The sequence below is a fragment of the Streptomyces sp. ERV7 genome, assembly GCF_001653515.1.
Lineage (GTDB): Bacteria > Actinomycetota > Actinomycetes > Streptomycetales > Streptomycetaceae > Streptomyces.
In genome coordinates this window covers 1-19,658 of the sequence record NZ_LYOY01000050.1, presented here as the reverse complement: position 1 = coordinate 19,658, position 19,658 = coordinate 1, and the positions used below count along the sequence as shown (strand labels likewise).

6 protein-coding genes and 1 pseudogene are annotated in these 19,658 nt (G+C 72.0%); 4 read left to right on the top strand and 3 right to left on the bottom strand.

All coding sequences use genetic code 11. From position 1 onward, the window contains the following. Nucleotides 1–13,106 (bottom strand): SDR family NAD(P)-dependent oxidoreductase (locus A8W25_RS33605; protein WP_158942674.1); only part of this gene is annotated, 13,106 nt, incomplete at its 3' end. A 57-nt stretch (nucleotides 13,107–13,163) separates the two neighbouring features. Here A8W25_RS33605 and A8W25_RS34090 point away from each other — a divergent pair. The 3 genes from A8W25_RS34090 to A8W25_RS22895 all read left to right on the top strand — a co-directional run bounded on the left by A8W25_RS34090 (nucleotide 13,164) and on the right by A8W25_RS22895 (nucleotide 16,353). Further along, entirely contained in the window at nucleotides 13,164–13,787 is a 624-nt protein-coding gene (locus tag A8W25_RS34090; RefSeq protein WP_158942672.1) for a hypothetical protein, read from the top strand. Nucleotides 13,788–14,097: 310 nt separating this feature from the next. Further along, entirely contained in the window at nucleotides 14,098–14,841 is a 744-nt protein-coding gene (locus tag A8W25_RS22900) for a thioesterase II family protein (RefSeq protein ID WP_067164499.1), read from the top strand. 96 nt (nucleotides 14,842–14,937) lie between these two features. Further along, entirely contained in the window at nucleotides 14,938–16,353 is a 1,416-nt protein-coding gene (locus tag A8W25_RS22895; protein ID WP_067164497.1) for an amidase, read from the top strand. 302 nt (nucleotides 16,354–16,655) lie between these two features. On the opposite strand, the pseudogene A8W25_RS22890 reads toward A8W25_RS22895, so the two are convergent. Together A8W25_RS22890 and A8W25_RS22885 are read right to left on the bottom strand one after the other, a co-directional pair. Beyond that, a pseudogene (locus tag A8W25_RS22890) lies at nucleotides 16,656–17,477 on the bottom strand (pentapeptide repeat-containing protein); the annotation flags it as partial. Between the two features lie 454 nt (nucleotides 17,478–17,931). Beyond that, entirely contained in the window at nucleotides 17,932–18,324 is a 393-nt protein-coding gene (locus tag A8W25_RS22885) for a VOC family protein (RefSeq protein ID WP_067164495.1), read from the bottom strand. 454 nt (nucleotides 18,325–18,778) lie between these two features. On the opposite strand from A8W25_RS22885, the gene A8W25_RS22880 reads away from it, so the two are divergent. After that, nucleotides 18,779–19,658 (top strand): serine/threonine-protein kinase (locus tag A8W25_RS22880; protein WP_234386555.1); only part of this gene is annotated, 880 nt, incomplete at its 3' end.

Below are 19,658 nucleotides of genomic sequence, written 5' to 3'. Positions count from 1 at the left end.
TGCGCGGCCAGCTCGCCGACCGTGGCGTGCGCGAAGAGCGCGCTGGGCACGAAGCCCGGGGCGAGGGTCGCACCGAGTTCGCGGGTCAGCCGGACGAGCCCGAGCGAGCTGAGGCCCAGCTCCAGGAATCCTGCGTGCGGTGCGATCTCCTGGGCGTCGGGGCCCAACTGGTCGGCGAGCAGCCCGCGCAGGAACCCGAACGCCCGCTCCTCGGCGACGTCGGTGGTGTCGGCGCGGTGCGGTACCGGCTCGCCGTCGGCGAGGAATCGCCAGTGCGGGGCGGCGGACCGGGGCTGCGGCTCCGGCTGCGGCCGCAGCCGCGGCGGTACGGGGGCGGCGGGCTTCGGAGCCGGTGCGGTCCGGGCGTCCGCCGCCACCGACACCCAGTGCCGGTCCTGGGCGAACGGGTACGTGGGCAGGTGCAGGCGGCGCGGCGGGACCTCGTGGAGCGCGCTCCACTCGACCGCGTACCCCTCCAGCCACAGCTCGGCGATCTTGCGCCAGTTGCCCTGAGTGGCCCAGCGGCCGACCAGCTGCTCGCGCACCTCGTCCTCGTCCAGCAGCCGTGCGCCGGACGGGCGTGCGTCGACCCGACCCCGCCAGAGGTTTCCGGAGACGGCACCGTCACCCGTCAGGAAGCGGCCGAGGCCGTCCTTCACCTCGTCGAGGCTGTGGGCGCGCAGCACCAGACGCTCCTCCAGGGCGACCCGGCCGGTCTGGAGGGTGTGGGCGAGAGCGGACAGGTCGAGATCGTCGTGCGCGTCCAGGAAGGCCAGCAGCTTCCGCGCGTACGCGCGCAGCCGGTCCTCGTCCTTGGCGGACAGCGGGACCAGCACCCCGCCGGGGACGTCCGACGGCCTCGGCGCCTGCGGCGCGGGCGCCTCCTCCAGGACGACGTGCGCGTTGGCACCGGTCGCGCCGAACGCGCTGACCCCGGCCCGGCGCGGCGCGCCGTCCTCGCTCTCCCACGCCGCCAGCTCCGTCTGGAGCCGGAACGGCGAGTCGGCCAGGTCGAGGTACGGGTTGGCGCTCTCCGCGGGGACCAGCGGGGTGAGCGTGCGGTGGTGGAGCTGGAGGACGGCCTTGGTCAGCGCGCTGATCCCGGCCGCGGACTCGGCGTGCCCGATCGCGGACTTGACCGAGCCGAGCGCACAGAAGCCCGTACGGTCGGTGCGCGCCCGGAAGGCCCGCTCCAGGGCCTCCACCTCCATCAGGTCACCGATCTCGGTACCGGTGCCGTGCGCCTCCACATATCCGAGCGAGGCGGGGTCGACCCCGGCCCGGTCCAGGCAGTCGGCGACGACGGCCTGCTGCCCGGCGGCCGAGGGCACCCGGAAGCCGGGGGTGCGGCCGGAGTGGCTGACCGCACTGCCCTTGATCACCGCGTACACCGCGTCGCCGTCCTCGACGGCCCGGCTCAGCGGCTTGAGGAGCACTGCGCCCACGCCCTCGGCCGACACATAGCCGTCTCCCCCGGCCCCGAACGACCGCGCGGGCGCCTCCTGGGCGAGCAGACCGAGCAGGCCGTACGTCCGGTACTTGCCAGGGTGCAGGGAAAGGTTGACCCCGCCGGCGAGCGCGGCGTCGCACTCGCCCCGGCGCAGCGCCTCCACCGCGAGGTGCACGGCGTTGAGCGAGGACGCGCAGACCGTGTCGACGGCCAGGGAGGGGCCGTGGAAGTTGCAGAAGTGCGAGACGCGGTGGGCGATGGTGGCCGCGTTCAGGGCCTGCGGAACGGGCTGTCCCTGGCGTACGGCCTCCTCCTGGAGCAGGGCGTAGTCCCGGTGCATGACGCCGACGTACACGCCCACGGCGTGCCGTCGCTCCCCGTCCCGGGCGACGGCCAGGGCGTCCGGGGTGTATCCGGCGTCCTCGACGGCCTCCCAGCACACTTCGAGGAACAGCCGTTCCTGCGGGTCGAGTTGGGCGGCCTCGTCCGCCGGGATGCCGAAGAAGGCGGCGTCGAAGGCGTCGACGTCGTCGACGAATCCGCCCCAGCGGGACAGGCCGGCGTGCGCGTCCTTTGGCCACCGGCTCGCGGGCACCTCGCCGACGCAGTCCCGGCCCGCCTTGAGGTTCTCCCAGAACTCGGCGACATCGGCGGCCTTCGGGTAGCGCCCGGCGATGCCGACGATCGCTATGTCCTGGCCGTTGGTGGCGAAGGGGCCGGCCGCCTGCGGGGCCGGCGGCTGCTGGGCGGTCTGCCGCTCCTGCGGAGCCGGCACCCGTACGGGCCGCTCGACGACGGTCGTTCCGGCCGCGCTCAAGTGGTCCGCCAGGGCACCGACCGTCGCGTACTCGAAGAGCAGCGTCGGCGACAGGCGCGTGTCCAGGGCCTGCTCAAGTCGGGTGGCGGCCTGGAGCAACTTGGCCGAGTCCAGGCCCATTTCGTAGTAGCTGGTGGTCGTGGAGACCTCACCGGCGGAGACGCCCAGCTGCTCGGCGATGACGGAGGCGACCACCGCGCCGACGGCGTCGGCGCGGGCCGACGGCGTCACGGGAACCGTGGACGGGACCACGGGAGCGACTGGCGGCTGCGCGCCGCGGGCCGGGTCGATCAGGCCCGCGTGCCGCACCAGCTTGCTGCTGAAGTCGGCCAGCTCGCCGATCTTGCGGCCCTCCGCGTCGAAGAACTCCATGGTGAAGCCGAGCAGTTCCTCGCTCTGCCGGACCGAGGACCGCCGCACCCGGGTGCGGCGGGCGTCGCCGAAGGCGGCGGAGGCGCGGAACGAGCCGTAGTGCAGCGGCAGGAACAGCTTGGGGGCGCCGCCCTCCGCGTACGCCAGGGCGCCGCTGGCGCCGACGGCGCTGCCGTCGATGAGCGTGGGGTGGAAGAGTTCCCCGCCCGCACCCCCGGCGACGCCGAGCCGCACCCAGATGTCCTCGTCCCCGACGGTCACCGTGCCGTCGGCCTTCATAGCCCCGGAGTGGGCCACTTCCCGCACCCGGTAAGCGCCGTACACCTCGTCGAGGCCGCTCACCCGCGCCCCGGGCTCCGGGTCGGCGGGGACACGCTCGGCGAAGGAGACGGTGCTGGTGAGGCGGTGCATCTCGGCGCTGATGTACTGCTCCGCGTCGCCTCCGGTGACCTCGATGCGCCAGCCGTTCGCGGCGTGCTCGACGGCCTCGATACGGATGTCCAGGGCGCTGTCGGCGTCCACGCTCAGCGGGCGGTAGATCGACAGGTCGCGCAGCTCCAGCGTGTCGTGAGCGAAGCCCGCCTCGGCGAAGCACCGGTACAGCAGGTCGATCCAGGCCAGGCCCGGCAGCAGGCGGCGGCCGTAGACACGGTGGTGGTCCATGACCGGGTCACCGGCTGTGACGCTCCGGGTCCACACCCGTGTCCCGGCGGCTTCGGCATGCGTGACCCGCGCGCCCGTGCGCACATCGGTCCGGTTCAGTTCCGGCAGTGCGACCGGACCGCGCGTGGCCGGACCGGCGGGCGCGGGGTGGTGCCTGAGGACTACGTGCCCGTTGGTGCCGCCGTCGGCGAAGCTGCTCAGCGCCGCGTACGGCAGCGCCACGTCCGCCGCATGCCGGGGGAAGGCGAGGTTGGCCGCGTCGAGGGAGAAGTGCTCCATGGGCTCCTGGCCCGAGCGGAACGGCACCATCCGCTGGTGGTGGACCATGAGCGCGACCTTGATGAAGGCGGCGATGCCCTCCGCGCACAGCGGATGCCCGATGTTGGGCTTCATGGAGCCCAGGTGCAGCGGCGCGGCGGTCGGCTCGCCGTCGCGGTAGACCGCCTGGACGGCCTTGAGCTCAAGGAGGTCGGTGAGCTGCGAGCCCGAGCCGTTGACCTCCAGGTAGCGCACGTCCTTCGGTGCGCGGCCCGCCTGCCGCAGCGCGTCGCGCATGACCTGCTTCTGGGCCTGGAGGTTGGGGGTGGCGGGTCCGGCCGTACGGCCGTCGTTGTTGATGGCGATGCCGTCGACCACCGCGTACACCGTGTCGCCGTCCCGCTCCGCCTGCACCAGCGGCTTGAGTACGACCACTCCGCAGCCCTCGCCGAGGACCACTCCGGCGGCGCGGCGGTCGAAGACGTGGAACTCGCCCCGGTCCTGCAGCAGGCCCCGGCGGCGGAAGAGTTCGTGGTCCTCGGAGTCGGTGAGCAGGCTGACACCCGCCACCACCGCGAGGTCCACCGACCCGGCCGTCAGCGCGTCGGTGGCGAGCTTCATCGCCACCAGCGAGGAGGAGCAGGCCGTGTCCAGGACCATGGCCGGGCCGCGCCAGTTGAAGAACTGGGAGATGTTCGCGGCCAGATAGTTCTGCCCGACCGTCATGATCGGATTGCGGGCCCCGGCCACCAGGTCGTTGTCGGCCCGGCCCCGGCCACGTGCGCCGACGTACACGCCGGTGTTGGTGCCGTCGAGCTCGCCGAAGCGGTAGCCCGCGTGGTGGACTGCCTTGAGGCTCTCCTCCAGCAGCACCAGGGCCTGCGGGTCCATCGCCCGGACGTCTTCGGCGTGGAGCATGAAGTAGCCGGCGTCGAACCCGTGGATGTCGTCGACGAGTCCGGCGGTGGAGTCGCTCGCCCGCCCCCAGCGGTCCGCGGGGACCCTCCGGATGGCGGAGCGGCCCTGCGAGAGCAGGTCCCAGTACGCGTCGAGGTCGGGCGCGCCGGGCAGTCGGCAGGCCATGCCGATGACGGCGACGGGGCCCGCGGCGCGCGCGGCCGGTGCCGTGATGGCGGGCTCGGACACCACGGGGACCGTTACGGCCGGTGCGGGCGCGACGACGACCGGGACCGGCGCGGGTGTCGCCCGCGGGAGCGGGGCGGGCCCAGCCGGCGCGAACTCGGCCGTGACCTCGGCCCCGTGCGCGCTGAGCAGCCACGCCGTCAGCTCGTGCAGGGTGGGGTGCTCCAGGAGCGTGGACGGTTCGAGCGAAACGCCCAGGCGCTGCTTGATCCGCTGGAGGATCTGAGCGAGCAGGATGGAGTCGGCGCCGTAGTCCGCGTACGAGGTGCGCTCGTCCAGCACACCGGGCTTCAGTTTGAGTTCGGCCTCGAAGGTCTCACTGAGGAACGCCATCAGAAGCGGACCGGCGTCGGCACCGAGAACGGACACGGGCACGGCGGGGGGCACGGAGGTGGGCGCCATGGCGTCGGCCGCCGGAGCCGACTGCGACAGCGTGCGCCGCCTGGGCCGCAGCAGCGCCGCCGCGTCGAAGCGTGCGGGGTCGACATGTACCGGCATGACCACCGGGGCGTAGCGCGAGGCGAGGACCTGGTCGAGGAGGTCGAGCCCCTCACGGTCGGTGATGCTGAGCAGTCCGGTGTCGGTGTACGCCTGGTTCTTGACCTCGCCGAAGCCGGTCTCGCGCCAGCTGGGCCACTGGACGCTCGTGATCGGCAGCGCGTGGGCGTGCGCCTGGGCGAAGTAGTCCAGGAACGCATTGCCCATGGCGTAGTCGCTCTGGCCCGCGCCGAGCGCGGGAACGGCGGCGGAGACCGAGGAGAAGAGCACCACGAACCGCAGTGCCGCGGCGTCCAAGGCCGCCAGCAGATTGCGGGTGCCCTCGATCTTCGGCGAGACCACGCGCGCGATGCCCTCGACTCGCTTGCGGACGAACGCCGGGTTCTCGGTGTCGACGAGCCCGGCGGCGTGAATGACCCCCGCGATCCGGCCCATCGTCGTCTCGATCGCCTCGATCCCCGCCGCGACCTCGTCGGCACGGTCGAGCGGCAGCGCCAGGACGCGCACCTCCACGCCCCGTGCCTCCAGGTCGAGCACGGCGCGGATCTTCGCGCGGACCGCCGGGGCGCAGGCCTCCGGGTCGCTCCACAGGTGGCGCGGGGGCAGCGGGTCCTTGCCGGTCAGCACCAGCCGGCGCACTCCGCGCCGCTCCACGAGGTGCCGGGCGCAGAGCAGGCCCAGGCCCCGGGTGCCGCCGGTCACCAGCAGCACCTCGTCCTCGGCGAGGTCCGCCCGTCCGGTGGTCTCGCGCGGGGCGAGGTCGTCGAGGGCGGGCGCGTGCCGGCTGCCGTCGCGGTGGCAGATCTCCGACTCGGCGCCCGGCCCGTCGAGTTCGCGCCGGACGACGGCGGCGAGCTCGGCGGCCCCCCGGGTCGCCGGGTCGAGGTCGAGGTGGCGCGAGGTGAGGCCGCCGTACTCGCTCTGGAGCATCCGGTACAGGCCGACCCGCGCCGCTCCCGCGAGGTCCTCGCGGGTCCGGGTGCGCCCGAACGCTTCGAGGCCCTGGGTCACATACAGCAGATCGATGTCCCGCGACGACTTCGCCGCGAGGACGCCCTGGAGCAGCGCCAGGGACTGGCCCGACGGCTCCCGCCCGGTGATGCCGGTGAGATCGACGAAGGCGGTGGCCCGCTCGATCGGCCCGGCGAGCCGCTGCTCGGCGCCGGGGCCCGACTCCACCAGCGTCGCCTCGTCGCACAGCCCGGCCAGCGCCGAGGCGAGCGGCGCGGTCGCGGCGTCGTGCAGGACAAGGGCGCTCACCCGGCGCGGGGCAGGCCCGTCGAGCGGGGCCGGGAGCCACCGCTTGGCGAGGAAGCGCACATCGGCGCGCGGGGCGGCAGCCGGACCCTGGCCGACACCGTCGGCCGTGCTCGCGGCCGGCTCCGGCACCCAGTGGCGGTCGCGGGCGAACGGGTACGTCGGCGCGCTCACCCTGCGCGGCGCGTACGCGCCGCTGTACAGCTTCTGCCAGTCCAACGAAGCGCCCCGCACCCAGAGTTCCGCGATCCGGGGAAGATCTCCGCGCTCGGCGAGCCGGTCGGTGGTCCGCGCGAGCTCCTCGGCCGGGATCAGCGACAGGGCTTCGCGCCCCGCCTTCACGCTGCCGTGGACCAGGTCCTCGACATCGCCCTCGGCTGCCAGGTACCGCTCAAGGCAGTCGGCGAGCGAGGCGAAGGAGTCGGCGACGACGGCGAGCCGGGCGTCCATCGCCTCCCGGCCGGTCTGCAGTGTGTACGCCAGATCTGCGGGCGCCACGGCGTCGGGGCTCTCCGCCGACTCCCGTACGAAGCGCAGCAGCCGGGCCGCGTAGGCGCGCAGCCGATCCTCGTCCTTGGCCGACAGCGGGTACAGCAGCGGCTGCCCGGAGGAGGAGGTGCCGGGGCGGCGGGCGGCACTGGCGGCGCTTTCCACGTACTCCTCCACCAGAAGGTGAGCGTTGGAGCCGCCCGCGCCGAAGGAGGAGATCCCGGCGAGCCGGGGACGGACCTCGCCGTCGACGACCGGGCGCTCCCATGCGCGCAGTTCCTGGTTGACGACGAACGGCGTGCCGCTGAAGTCGATGTTGGGGTTGAGGGTGCGCGAGTGCAGGGAGGGCGCGATCTGGCCATGCCGCAGCTGCAGCAGCACCTTGGTGAGGCCGGCGATCCCGGCGGCGCTCTCGCAGTGGCCGATGTTCGACTTGGCCGAGCCGAGGTGGCAGTACTGGGTGTCGGCGGAGGCCGTCGCCGCGCCGAACGCCTGGCTCAGTCCCGTGATCTCGATGGGGTCGCCGAGCTTGGTGCCGGTGCCGTGGGCCTCGACGTAGCTGATGGCGCGGGGGTCGACCCCGGCCTCGTCGAGTGCGTCGCTGATCGCGGCTTCCTGCGCCCGGGGGTTGGGCACGGTGTAACCGTTGGTGCGCCCGCCGTGCGAGACGCCGCTGCCCTTGATGACGCCGTAGATGTGGTCGCCGTCGCGCTCGGCGTCGCGCAGTGGCTTCAGGAGCACGACCCCGACGCCCTCGCCGGGGATGTAGCCGTCGCCGCCGATGCCGAAGCTCTCGCAGTGGCCCTTGCTGGAGATGAACTGGCCCGCGCTCAGGCTCAGATACTTGTTGGGGTGGACAGTGACGTTGACGCCGCCGGCGAACGCCAGCTTCGTCCGGCCCTGGCGCAGGTCCCGGCAGGCCAGCTCGATCGCGGTGAGCGAGCTGGAGCACATGGTGTCCACGGTCATGCTCGGGCCGTGCAGGTTCATCACGAACGAGACGCGGTTGGCGACGCTCGCGTAGCTGCTGCCCAGCGCGTTGGGGTTGCCGCGCGGGGCGCCCCCGCCCGGGAAGAGCAGCTGGTACTGCCCCCACATCACGCCCGCGTACACACCGACGCGGCCGCCGAGGCGGCGCAACTGCTCGCGGGTGTGGCCCGCGTCTTCGAGCGCCGTCCAGGCGTGCTCCAGGAACAGCCGTTCCTGCGGGTCGAGGTAGTCGGCCTCGTGCGGGGAGATGTTGAAGAAGAGCGGGTCGAAGCGGTCGACCTCGGCGATGAAGCCGCCCCACTTGCTGTAGTGGCGGCCGGGTGCGGTGCGGTCCTCGCTGTAGTGGTCGCGCCAGTCCCAGCGGTCCTGCGGCACCTCCACGACGCAGTCGCGCCCGTCGCGCAGATTGGCCCAGTACTCGGCGAGGTCACGCGCCTCGGGGTAGCGGCCGGAGAGGCCCACCACGGCGATGTCGAGCGCGGCGGAGCGGGGCGTGGTGGGCTCGGTCACCTGTGCGCGGGGCGCGGGCAGTGCGTCGGCGACCACGGCGCCGGCCACCTCGGCTGCCTCGACGGTCGCGACTGCCTGGGCCGCCTCGGCGAACAGCGCCTCCAGCACCGCCCGGTGCCGCGCGACGAAGTATCCGCTCAGCTCGGCGAGCGTGTGGTACTCGAACAGGAGCGTCTTGGAGAGCGGGCCGAACGTGGCCTCAAGACCCGCCGTCAGCTCGGTCGCCAGGATGGAGTCCATCCCGTACGCGCCGAGGAGTTCGTCCTCCTCGATCTCCCCCACGGCCAGCCCGGTGAGCCGGCCGAGCGTCTCCTTCAGGAAGCGGATGGTCCGCGCGGCGAGCGTACCGTCATCCACAGCGCGTGACTCAGCGACGGTGACCTCGGCGACGACCTCCATGGGCGGCCGGGCGGCGGAACCCTTCTCCAAGAACGCCTGCAGCCGGGCCCGTTCGCCCGCGCCGACCACGACCTGCGGCTCGCCGGCCGCCAGCGCGCGGTGGAAGGCCTCGATGCCCGCCGACGTCGCCATGGGGACCATCCCGGCGCGCATCCGCAGCGCGTCGCGCGTGGCCGAGTCGACGCCCATGCCGCCGCTCTCCCAGAGCGGCCAGCCAATGGCGACGCTGCGCCCGGCACGCTCGCCCGCGCGCACCAGCGCGTCGCGGTGGCGGGCGAAGCGGTCGAGGAAGGCGTTGGCGACGGCGTAGTCGGCCTGGCCGACATTGCCGGTCGCGCCCATGATGGAGGAGAAGAGAACGAAGAAGTCGAGGTCCTCGTCCCTGGTCGCCTCATCGAGGGCGACCGCCCCGGCGAGCTTGGGGCGCAGCACCCGGGCGAACTCCGCCGCGGACTTCTTCAGCAGGAAGTTGTCGTGCAGCACGCCCGCGCCGTGCACCACTCCGTGCACGGCCCCGTGGCGGCGCACGAGGTCGGCGACAAGTGCGGCAGTGCCGTCCGCGTCCGCCGCGTCGAGGACGTGGTACTCGACGCTCGCGCCGGTCCGCCGCAGCGCGTCGAGCGCGGCTTGCCGCTCCGCGTCCGGCTCGGCGCGGCCGGTGAGGCACAGCACCGCGCCGCTCGCCCGGCGGGCGATCTCCCCGGCGAGGATCAGACCGAGGCCGCCCGCGCCCCCGGTGACCAGGTAGACGCCGCCCTCGCGCCACACCACCGGCTCGGCGTCGGGGAGTTCACCGACCGGCTCCCAGCCGAGGACGCGGCGGCGGGCGCGGTCGTGGCGGACCTGCTGGTCCTGCGGGGCACGCGCCCCCTCGCCGAGAGCCTCGACGAGATCCGCTGCCGCGGCGTCGGCGGGGATGGCGACGACCTGCCCGAGGAGCGCCGGGTTCTCCAGGTGTGCGCTCTTCAGCAGACCGGAGAGCGCTTCGTACGCGTACGACTCACCGTCGGCGGGCACCAGCGCCTGCACCAGTACGGGAGCGGTCGGCCTGCCGAGGAGGATGCCCTTGACGGCGTGCAGCAGTTCGACGGCGTGGGCGGTGACGGCCGCCGGGGCATCGTCGTTCCCGGCCGTCTCCGGCGGGTCCAGGAAGGTGATCTGCGGTGCCAGTCGGCGCAGCTCCGCGAGCCGCTCGCCGAACCCGCAGGCCAGCACGACCTGGGTGGTGAGGGCGGCGGGCTCAGCGGTCGCCGGGGCGGGCCGGTCGCGCCAGACGGGCCGGAACAGGGTCACCGGGGCATCAGCCTCGCCGGCGGCGGTCTCGCGCGTGGAGTAGCCGCGCAGGACCGCGAAGACCCTGCCGTGCTCGTCGCACAGGTCCAGGTTCCACCGCCGCACCCCGGCGGTGCTGCCGGAGGCCGCGCGGATCCAGGCGTATGCGTTCACCGGGGTCGGGCTGTGGACCTCGAGCGCGTCGAGGGCGAACGGCAGCGCCGCGCTCCAGGCCGCGCCCGTACGGGCGTCGTGGATCTGCGGGGCGTAGACGGCCTGGAGGGCGCCGTCGAGGATGCTGGGGTGCAGCACGTAGGCGTGCCGGTCCTCGCCCAGCGCGTCCGGCAGGGTGAGCGCGGCCAGCATCTCGCCGTCGCCCAGGCGGACTTCGCGCAGGGAGCGGTGTGCGTCGCCGTAGTCGAGCCCGGCGGCTCGCAGGGCGGCGTAGCACTCCTCACGGCCCAGTTCGGCCGTGCCCATCCGGGCCTTCAGCGAGGCCAGGTCGAGTGCGGCGGGCTCCTGGGCGCCGCCGCGCGAAGCGGTGCCGCGCGAGTGCACGACGCCGTCACTCCCCTTGGTGCCGATCTCGTACGTGAAGCGGCCGTCGCCGTCGTCCGTCAGGGCGGTGTAGGCGGTACGGGGCTCGTCGGCGACGATGAGCGGCCGCTGCCACACCACATGGGCGAGCCGCACCGGCCCTTCGGTGTCGGCCGGACGAACACGGACCAGAGCCTCGCGGACCATCTCCAGATACGCGACGGCGGGCAGCACCCGCTGGCCGCGCACCCGGTGGTCGCGAAGGAAGAAGTCCCGGCCGGAGAGGGTCACGCCGTACCGGGAGGCGTCGTCCGGCTCCGGTGCGCCCAGCAATGGGTGGGCCCGCAGCGGCGGTTCGGCCGCAGGGGCCGCTCCGGTTCCCGGCTCGTCGTCGAGCCAGTACCGCTTCTTGGCGAAGACGTGCGTGGGCAGCGGTATGCGCCGAGGCCGCGGGCCGTCCTCGTGCAGCCGCTCCCAGTCGGCGTCCGCGCCGCGCACCCAGGCGTCGGCCAGCGGCCCGGGCCCGCGCCCGGACGCCGGGGCGTCGGCCGGTGCTCCGGCGCGCCGCCTGGCGCTGCCCCGATAACTGTCCGTACCGCTGCCGCCTGCGAGGAAACGTTCCAGCAGAGCTACCAGGGCATCAGTGTCCGCCACCACGAGCGCCAGGCGCTCGGTCAAGGCCTCGCGGCCGGTCTGCGAGGTGTACGCGAGATCGGCGAGCCCCGCCGCATCCGGCCGCTCCCGGCGGACGTGGTCGAGCAGCAGCTCCGCCTGCCGTACGAGCTGCCACTCGCTCTCGGCCGACAGGACAACCAGGGCAGGGGCGGATGGCGGGAGCGGCCGCCGGGGCTCGTCCTGCGCGGGCTCGACGTACTCGGCCACGATCACATGCGCGTTGCTGCCGCCCGAGCCGAAGCTGCTGACACCGGCGAGGCGCGCCCGGCCGCCCTGCGGCTCCCAGCCGGTGAGCCGGTCGACCACCGAGAACGGTGAGCCCGCCAGGCTGATCTGCGGGTTGAGCTCGGTGTAGTGGAGCGAGGCGGGCAGAGCGCCGTGCCGCATCGACAGGACGATCTTGAGCAGGCCGGTGATACCCGCGGCCGCTTCGAGGTGGCCGAGGTTGGTCTTCACCGAGCCGAGGCCGCACGGGGTGGTGCTCCCGGCGAACGCCCGGGTCATGCCCTGGACCTCGATGGGGTCGCCCAGAGCGGTCCCGGTGCCGTGCGCCTCCAGGTAGCTCACATCGCAGGCGTCGACTCCCGCGTCGGCCAGCGCCGCGCCGATGAGCCCGGCCTGCATGGCGGCACTGGGCACGGTCAGACCGCCCGACTGGCCGCCGTGGTTGGTGGCGGTGCCCTTGATGACGGCGTGCACGTGATCGCCGTCCGTGAGCGCCTTCGCCAGTGGCTTGAGCAGGACGACGGCGCCGCCCTCGGAGCGCACGTAGCCGTTCGCGGACGCGTCGAACGTCTTGCACAGGCCATCCGGGGACAGCATGCCCGCCTGGTGGTAGGCGACGCTGTTGGCCGGGTGGCACAGCACGTTGACGCCACCGACCAGCGCGGTCTCGCAGTCACCCGCGCGCAGCGCCCGTACCGCCGAGTGCACGGCGACCAGCGAGCTGGAGCAGGCGGTGTCCACCTGGACGCTGGGGCCGCGCAGGTCGAAGAAGTACGAGACACGGTTGGCGATGATGGCCATGGACGTGGTCAGGCCGCCATGGGCATGCACCGGCAACCGGCGGGTGTCCATGACACGCTGGTAGTCGGAGCCGCTGGCGCCGATGAAGACGCCCATCGGGGTGCCGGAGACAGCGCTCGCCGGGTATCCGGCGTCCTCCAGACAGGCCCAGCCGAGCTCCAGCATCCAGCGCTGCTGGGGGTCCATGCGCCGGGCCTCGTTGGGCGAGATCCGAAAGAGCCCGGGCTCGAAGCATTCCGCGTCCTGGACGAAGCCGCCGCGGTCGATGCCGGGGTGGCTGTCGGGACCGATGCCGTCGGGCCACTGCCAACGGCCCTCGGGGAGAGTGCCGACGGCCGAGCGCCCGTCCGCGAGGAGCTCCCACAGCGCCCTGTAGTCGTCGACGGCGCCGGGCAGCCGGCAGGCCATGCCGATGATCGCGATGTCGCCGACGGCGGCATCACGGGGCGCCGGCTCGGGCTCCCGGACAGCGGCCGGCTCAACCGGCTCCGGCTCGCCGGCGCGCGCACTGTCGAGGAAGGAAATGATTTTGGCGCCAGTGTTGTACTCGAAGAAGAAGAGGGGTTCGAGTGAGAGCCCGTAGCGGCCCTCGATTTTGTCCTGGAGGTCCAGGAGACTGGCCGAGTCGAGGCCGAGCTCGAACAGCGGGCTCTCCAGGGAGAGTTGTGCGTCCTCGACGTCGGACGTTTCACCGAGAAGCTCTTCCAGGAATGCCTGGATTTCAGCACTCAACTCAGCGGTCGCGGGCACCACTGCCGGGGAATACGTCGGAAATTCAACGACCGTTTCCCGCTCCAGCCGAGTCGCATGATCGAGTCGGGTGGCCAGATCATATTCGACCAGAACGCCGTTTCCGCCGTTGACCAGATCACCCGGTCGATAGCCCGGCACGAGGCAACGTATCTCAGCACCGTGCAGCTGGTGCATGCGCAATACGGTATCCAGGCAACGATCTTGCGAATTCTTTGCCTGGATGTAGTCCGCCAGCTCGATCCCGGGGTGCCGCTTGAAGTCCTTGCAGCGGGTGACGCCGACAGCCGTGGCCATGCCGACGACCTCGCCGCTCCACGCCAGCAGGTGTTCGAGCAGGGCATCACCATACCCGAAGCTCTGCTTCCGCGGATCGATGTTGAGAGACAGCACGTGGGCGACGGCCCCGTCGGCACGGTGCAGCCGGTCTGCCGTGTCGAACCGGACGGTGCGCAGGGCACTGGGGTCGGCGATGCGCTGGGAATAGATGACACCCCAGACCGCGCCGTCGTCCTCGATGACGAATTGGCTCTGCGGGTTGACCGTCAGACGCCGCCGGATCACGCGTGCGGAGACCCGCAATTCCTCGGCCCAGCACATCTCTTCCAGCTCCATGAGCCGGGCAAGATCGGACAGCCGGGCACAACGAATGGTTCCCTTGTGCTCGCGAAGCATAGATGAGGTGACCCGTCCCCCGAGTGCCGGGCACTTCACAGTGGCCGAACGACCGTAATTTCTGCTTGCGGCAGGCTGCGGCAGCCGCAAAATATACACTCCATCGGGCATCTGACCAGAACAGGTTGACCGCCCGGTTCCGTATCTCACATGACGCCCCCGGAAAACGTCAAGCGCCGCACGTCGAGACCGCCGACGCGTGCTCGGCGCCCCGGCCGCGGGTCCTAGGCTGATGGATGGCCCAACCATGAACTTGAATGCTGGACTTCACCCGAAGCGCGCATGAGGAGAAGGATCGACCGTGGCAGGATCGTCCATGAGCAGCCCCTGGATCCGGCGGTTCCACCCCGCCCCGCAGGCCGCCACCCGGCTCGTCTGCTTCCCGCACGCGGGCGGCTCGGCCACGTACTACTTCCAGGCCTCCCAGGCGCTCTCGCCCGAGGTCGATGTGCTCGCGATCCAGTACCCCGGCCGCCAGGACCGGCTGGCCGAACCATGCATCAAGGACATATCCACCCTCGCCGACCGCATCGCCGAGGAGCTGGCTCCCTGGACGGACCGGCCGCTCACCCTCTTCGGCCACAGCATGGGCTCCGCGGTCGCCTACGAGGTCGCGCTGCGCCTGGAGCGACGCGGCACCGTCCCGCTGGGCCTGTTCGCCTCGGGACGCCGCGCCCCTTCTGTCGTACGTGACGGATATGTCCACCTCGGTAGTGACGAGGACCTGCTCGCCGAGCTGAAGCGGCTCAGCGGCACCGCCGCGCAGGTGCTCGCCGACGAGACCCTGCTGCGCATGGTCCTGCCGACGCTGCGCGGCGACTACCACGCCATCGAGACCTACCGCCCCCTCCCGGCCCCACCGCTGAGCTGCCCGGTCGTCGCCCTGTCCGGCGACGACGACCCGGTGGCCGAACTCGACGAGGTCGCCCTGTGGGAGCGGCACACCTCGGCGTCCTTCCGGATGCGGGTGTTCGCGGGCGGCCACTTCTTCGTCGACGACCACCTCCCTGCCATCACCCGCGAGATCCGCGAGCACATCGCGACCGCGAACACCCGCTGACCGATTTCGGCGCCGGGGCCTCGCACCCCGGCGCCGACCGGCCCGTACACGTATGTCACGCTGGCCCGGGCACGCAACCAAGGAGTGGACGACCGTATGGAGCCGCACGCATACGCAGCCTTCGACGCGGTCGGTCTGCGCGAGCTGATCCGTACCCGCGAAGTCAGCGCCGCCGAGGTGGAGGACGCTGCCCGGCGCGCGATCGAGCGCGTAAACGCCGATCTCAACGCCCTGACCGGGCCATTGTTCGACCCCGCCCCGGTCCATGAGCCGGACGGGCCGCTGGCCGGAGTGCCGTTCGTCATCAAGGACAGCGGCCCCTTCACCCAGGGCGTGCCGTTCACCCTGGGAAGCCGCAGCATCCGCGGGGCCTACGCCCTGGTCGACCACGATCTGATGGCCCGCTTCCGTGCCGCCGGACTGGTCGCTCTCGGCCAGAGCACCGTCCCCGAGTTCGGCCTCAACTTCGCCACCGAGTCGGCGCGCTACGGCGTCACCCGCAACCCGTGGGACCTGGAGCGGGGCCCGGGCGGCTCCAGCGGTGGCGCGGCCGCACTGGTGGCCGCCGGAGCCGTACCTTTCGCACACGCGAATGACGCGGGCGGTTCGATCCGTGTCCCGGCCTCCTGCTGCGGGCTGGTCGGCCTCAAGCCGAGCCGCGGCCGCACCCCGTCCGGACCTCTCACCGGCGAGGCCGCCTTCGGACAGCTGGTCGAGTTCGGCCTCACCCGGACCGTACGGGACGCGGCACACGTGCTCGACGCCGTGTCAGCGCCGACGGTCGGCGAGAAGTACCAGCTGGGGCCGGTCACCCGGCCCTACGCCGAGGAGGTCCGCACAGACCCGGGCCGACTGCGGGTCGCCCTCACCACCGTGCCGTGGTCGGGCGTGCCCGTCGACGGCCAGATCGTCGATGCGACCGTCGCCGTCGGCCAGGTCCTGGAGTGGATCGGCCACATCGTGACGGAGGCGAGCCCCGACGTCGATGCCGACCAGGTGCTGGAGGCGGTCATGCTCAGCGCCGTCGCAACCGGTGGCGCGGTGCTGCGGGGAGCCCCGCGCCGGCCCGACCCGTCCGCGCTCGAAGGCGTCTCGCGCCGCGTGCTGGCCGAGGCCGAGTCCTTCACCGCGCTGGACGTCCTGGCCGCGATGGAGGCCCAGCACCTGGTGACCCGGCCGATCGGCCGTTTCTTCCTCGACCACGACCTACTGCTCACCCCGACGCTGGCCCAACTCCCCGCCCCGCACGGCACCCTGAACTACGACGACGCCCGCCACAGCACTCGCTCCTGGCTCCGCCGCATCTCCGAACACAGCCCGTTCACTTCCCTGTTCAACGTCTCCGGCCACCCCGCGATCAGCCTCCCCCTGGGCCAGAGCCGTGAGGGCCTGCCCATCGGGGTTCAACTGATCGCCGCCCATGGCCGCGAGGACCTGCTGCTGCGGGTGGCGGCGCAGCTGGAGCAGGCAGCGCCTTGGGCGGCGCGGCAGCCTGCGGTCTATGTGGATTGAGGCGGCGGAACTCCTCCCCCACCGATGGCGCCGGCGGAGACAGGTCTGCTGCCGCCTCACCGAGCTCATGCTGGAATGACGACCTATGCGGCTGTGTGACAGGGATGGGTGTAGGGGGCCCTACGTGGGGCGGTCGGCGGTGGCGGCGGTTACTTGTTCCGTGAGCCGGCCGAGCCGGGGCGCCTGCGGCCTGAGGTGCCGGGCTTGCGCGCCGGGGAGCCCTTGCGTGGGGCGCCGCCGCGCGTAGGCGGGACCGAGGCCTCCGCGCGGACGGGCGTGGCAGGGGCGGTGGCGTCCTTGTTCCAGTGCGACGGGCGGTCGAGGCCGGCCGGGAGGAGGGTGGCGGCGTCGCCCTGCGCCGCGTTGACCTGCGTCTGGGTGAGGAAGAGGCAGTCGGTCAGGTCCGCCCCGGCAAGGTTCGTGTCCCGGAAGTCCGCGCCGATCACATCGGCGAGCCGAAGGTCCGCGCCGCTCAGGTCGGCGGCGATGAGATAAGCGCCGCGCAGATCGGCTCCGCGCAGATCGGCGCCCTTGAGCCGGGCCCCGAACAGGTCGGCGCCCCGGCGGTCCTTTTTCTTTCCCTTGACGTCGGCACGCACCAGCTGGCTGGTCCGCAGCAGCAGTGTGTTCACCTCGGCCCGGTGCGCCGCGACGTCCAGACCGAGCAGGGTGTCCACGTCGCTGAGGGTCAGGCGCTCGATCTTCTCCAGCTCCTCCCGCAGCTGGCGGTGGACCGGCCGGGCGGCCGGACGGGCCAGCGCCTCGGAGAGGTACCAGAGGAGCTCGTGGAACTGGCGCATCACGGGGAGCGCGGCAAACATCTGCCGCGCCCCGTCCGGCGACTCCCGCCAGTTCTGCCCGGCAAAGGTGACCTGGGAGATCTTCTGGCCCGCGCCGAAGCAGTCGTACACCGTGCACCCCTGGAAGCCCTTGGGACGCAGCTTGTCGTGGATGCCGCAGCGGAAGTCCTGCTGGAGGTTGGGGCAGGGTTCCCCGACGGCCTTGTCGATCGCGAAGTCCGTCGACCGTGAGAACGCCAGCGCGACACAGCACAGACCGAAGCAGTTCGCGCAGTCGGCCCGCAGTTCGGGTGTCTCGGACAAGGTGGGTGGTCTCCTGTGTATCGCCCCGGCACGGCTCTGATCGGACCCATGACCAGGTGCAAGCGCCCCGTACGGGCAGATCAAGTCTATTGTCTCAGGCTCTCCCCGCAGAGTGGAAACCCTGGCAATGGATCTTGATCAAGGGACGGATGCCCAGGTGGGACGCAAGTCCCCTTCCGGAGGGACGCGCCGCCTTGCCCAGGCGAGAGGGCACGCGCCGCTAGAGCTCGCAGCCCCGGGCCGGCTCCTCGGCCCTGTCCTCGGGTAGCTACGGCAAAAGGACACGTACCTCTCTGCAACTGATTGACTCATGATCCGTGACGGCTTGCATTGGTCAAGTGACCGAGAGTCATTAATCTCGACCATCAACACCTGCACGCCGCACGCCGATCTCCGGGGCCGCCACACTCCGTCCAGGGCGGATCGTGCGTTGACGCCGGAGTTGAACGTGGTGGCGATAGAGGGACAGGCGTGCTCAGACCAGAGTGGAAATGCAGAACGGGTGGCCTGCGGGATCCAGCAGGACCCGCCACCGGCCGGGGTCCGGCTGGAAGTCGGGCTTGACGGCACCCAGAGCGAGCAGGCGAGCCTCAGCGGCGTCCAAGTCGTCGACGCCTAGTTCTATGTGGGCCTGCTTCTCCTGGGAAGGTTCCGGCCACGTGGGCCGGCGGTAGTCGGCGAGCCGGTTGAATCCCAGTCCGGCAGCTCCCTCTTGGCCGAGCAGGACGAAATCGTCGGTGGAGAAGACCACAGGCAGACCAAGGACCTCTCCGTAGAAACGGGCCAGCTCGGCGGGGTCAGGGCAGTCGAAGGTGACAGCCGAGTAGCGGAAGGTGGAGGTGGATGCTGACGTGTCGTCATGGCTCATGGGAAGGACGGTATTAGGGATCTAGGACAGCCCAGGTCCTCTTTGCGAGGCGATCGGTACGTTCGGCACGTTCGCCTACCGATGAAACCGGAGCAAGCCCATCACCCAGGTATCCCTGGACACCATGCGTCTCGACCACCGCGCCGAAGGGAGCGCACGCGCCGGAGTGCGGCAGTTCGAGCAACGTTCGATCATCTTCGGCTATGGCTCAGGCGAACGGGCGGCGCGATCCTGGTATCGGTCCGGTGGGACGACTGCCGCAAAGGGGATCCGGTGGCAGTGGCAGCGAGTTCGGCCGTCGCCCGTGAAGACGGCGGTTCGGCACAACCGCTGGCGTCTCGCGAATAGTTCGGCATCTTGACGGCGGCCCTCGGGTCGCGGGGCAGGGGGCAAGGTGGGAGCGCTGGTGGCTTTGGAGCCGCATGACCCACGGCAGGCGGGGCGCTACCGAATCGTGGCAAGGCTGGGCTCCGGCGGCATGGGCCAGGTGTACTTGGCGCGCTCACCCGGCGGGCGCCTGGTCGCAGTGAAGGTGGTACGCCCGGATCTGGCCCGGGACGCCGAGTTCCGGCGCCGCTTCGCCCGCGAGGTGACCGCTGCCCGGCGGGTCAACGGTGCCTTCACCGCGGGCGTGGTCGACGCCGACCCGGACGGCTCCCCGGCCTGGCTGGCCGTCGTCTACGTGCCAGGTGTGTCGCTGGCCGAGGCGATCTCCGGGCACGGCCCCTGGCCGGTACAGCCAGTACTCGCCCTGGGCGCGGGTTTGACCGAGGCCCTGGAGGCGATTCACGCGGCCGGAGTAGTTCACCGAGACCTCAAACCCTCCAACGTACTTCTCGCCGCCGACGGACCGAGGGTGATCGACTTCGGCATCTCGGCGGCCGGCGAGGCCAGCGCCCTGACGCACACCGGGATGACGATCGGCACCCCCGGCTTCATGTCCCCCGAGCAGCTCACCGGCCAGCCGGTCGGACCGCCCAGCGATGTCTTCTCCTTGGGCGCGCTGCTGGCCTACACCGCCAGCGGAGTCGGCCCGTTCGGGGCCGGCACCCCGCACGCCCTGCACTTCCGTGCCGTGTACGAAGAGCCCAGCCTGGCCTCCGTCCCAGCCGAACTGCGCTCTGTAGTGGCCGCCTGCCTCGCCAAGGAGCCCGACGAACGCCCCACGGTGGCCGCCCTGTTGGAGCAGCTGACCACTGCCGCCGAAAGCGGCCGTGAAAGGAGTGAAGAAGCGGCCGCCGCCACGATCCTGCTTGCCGAACCGGGTTGGATGCCCGACCAGATCGCTGGGCTCGTACGGGAACAGACCGACACATCCCTCCCCCACACGCCCC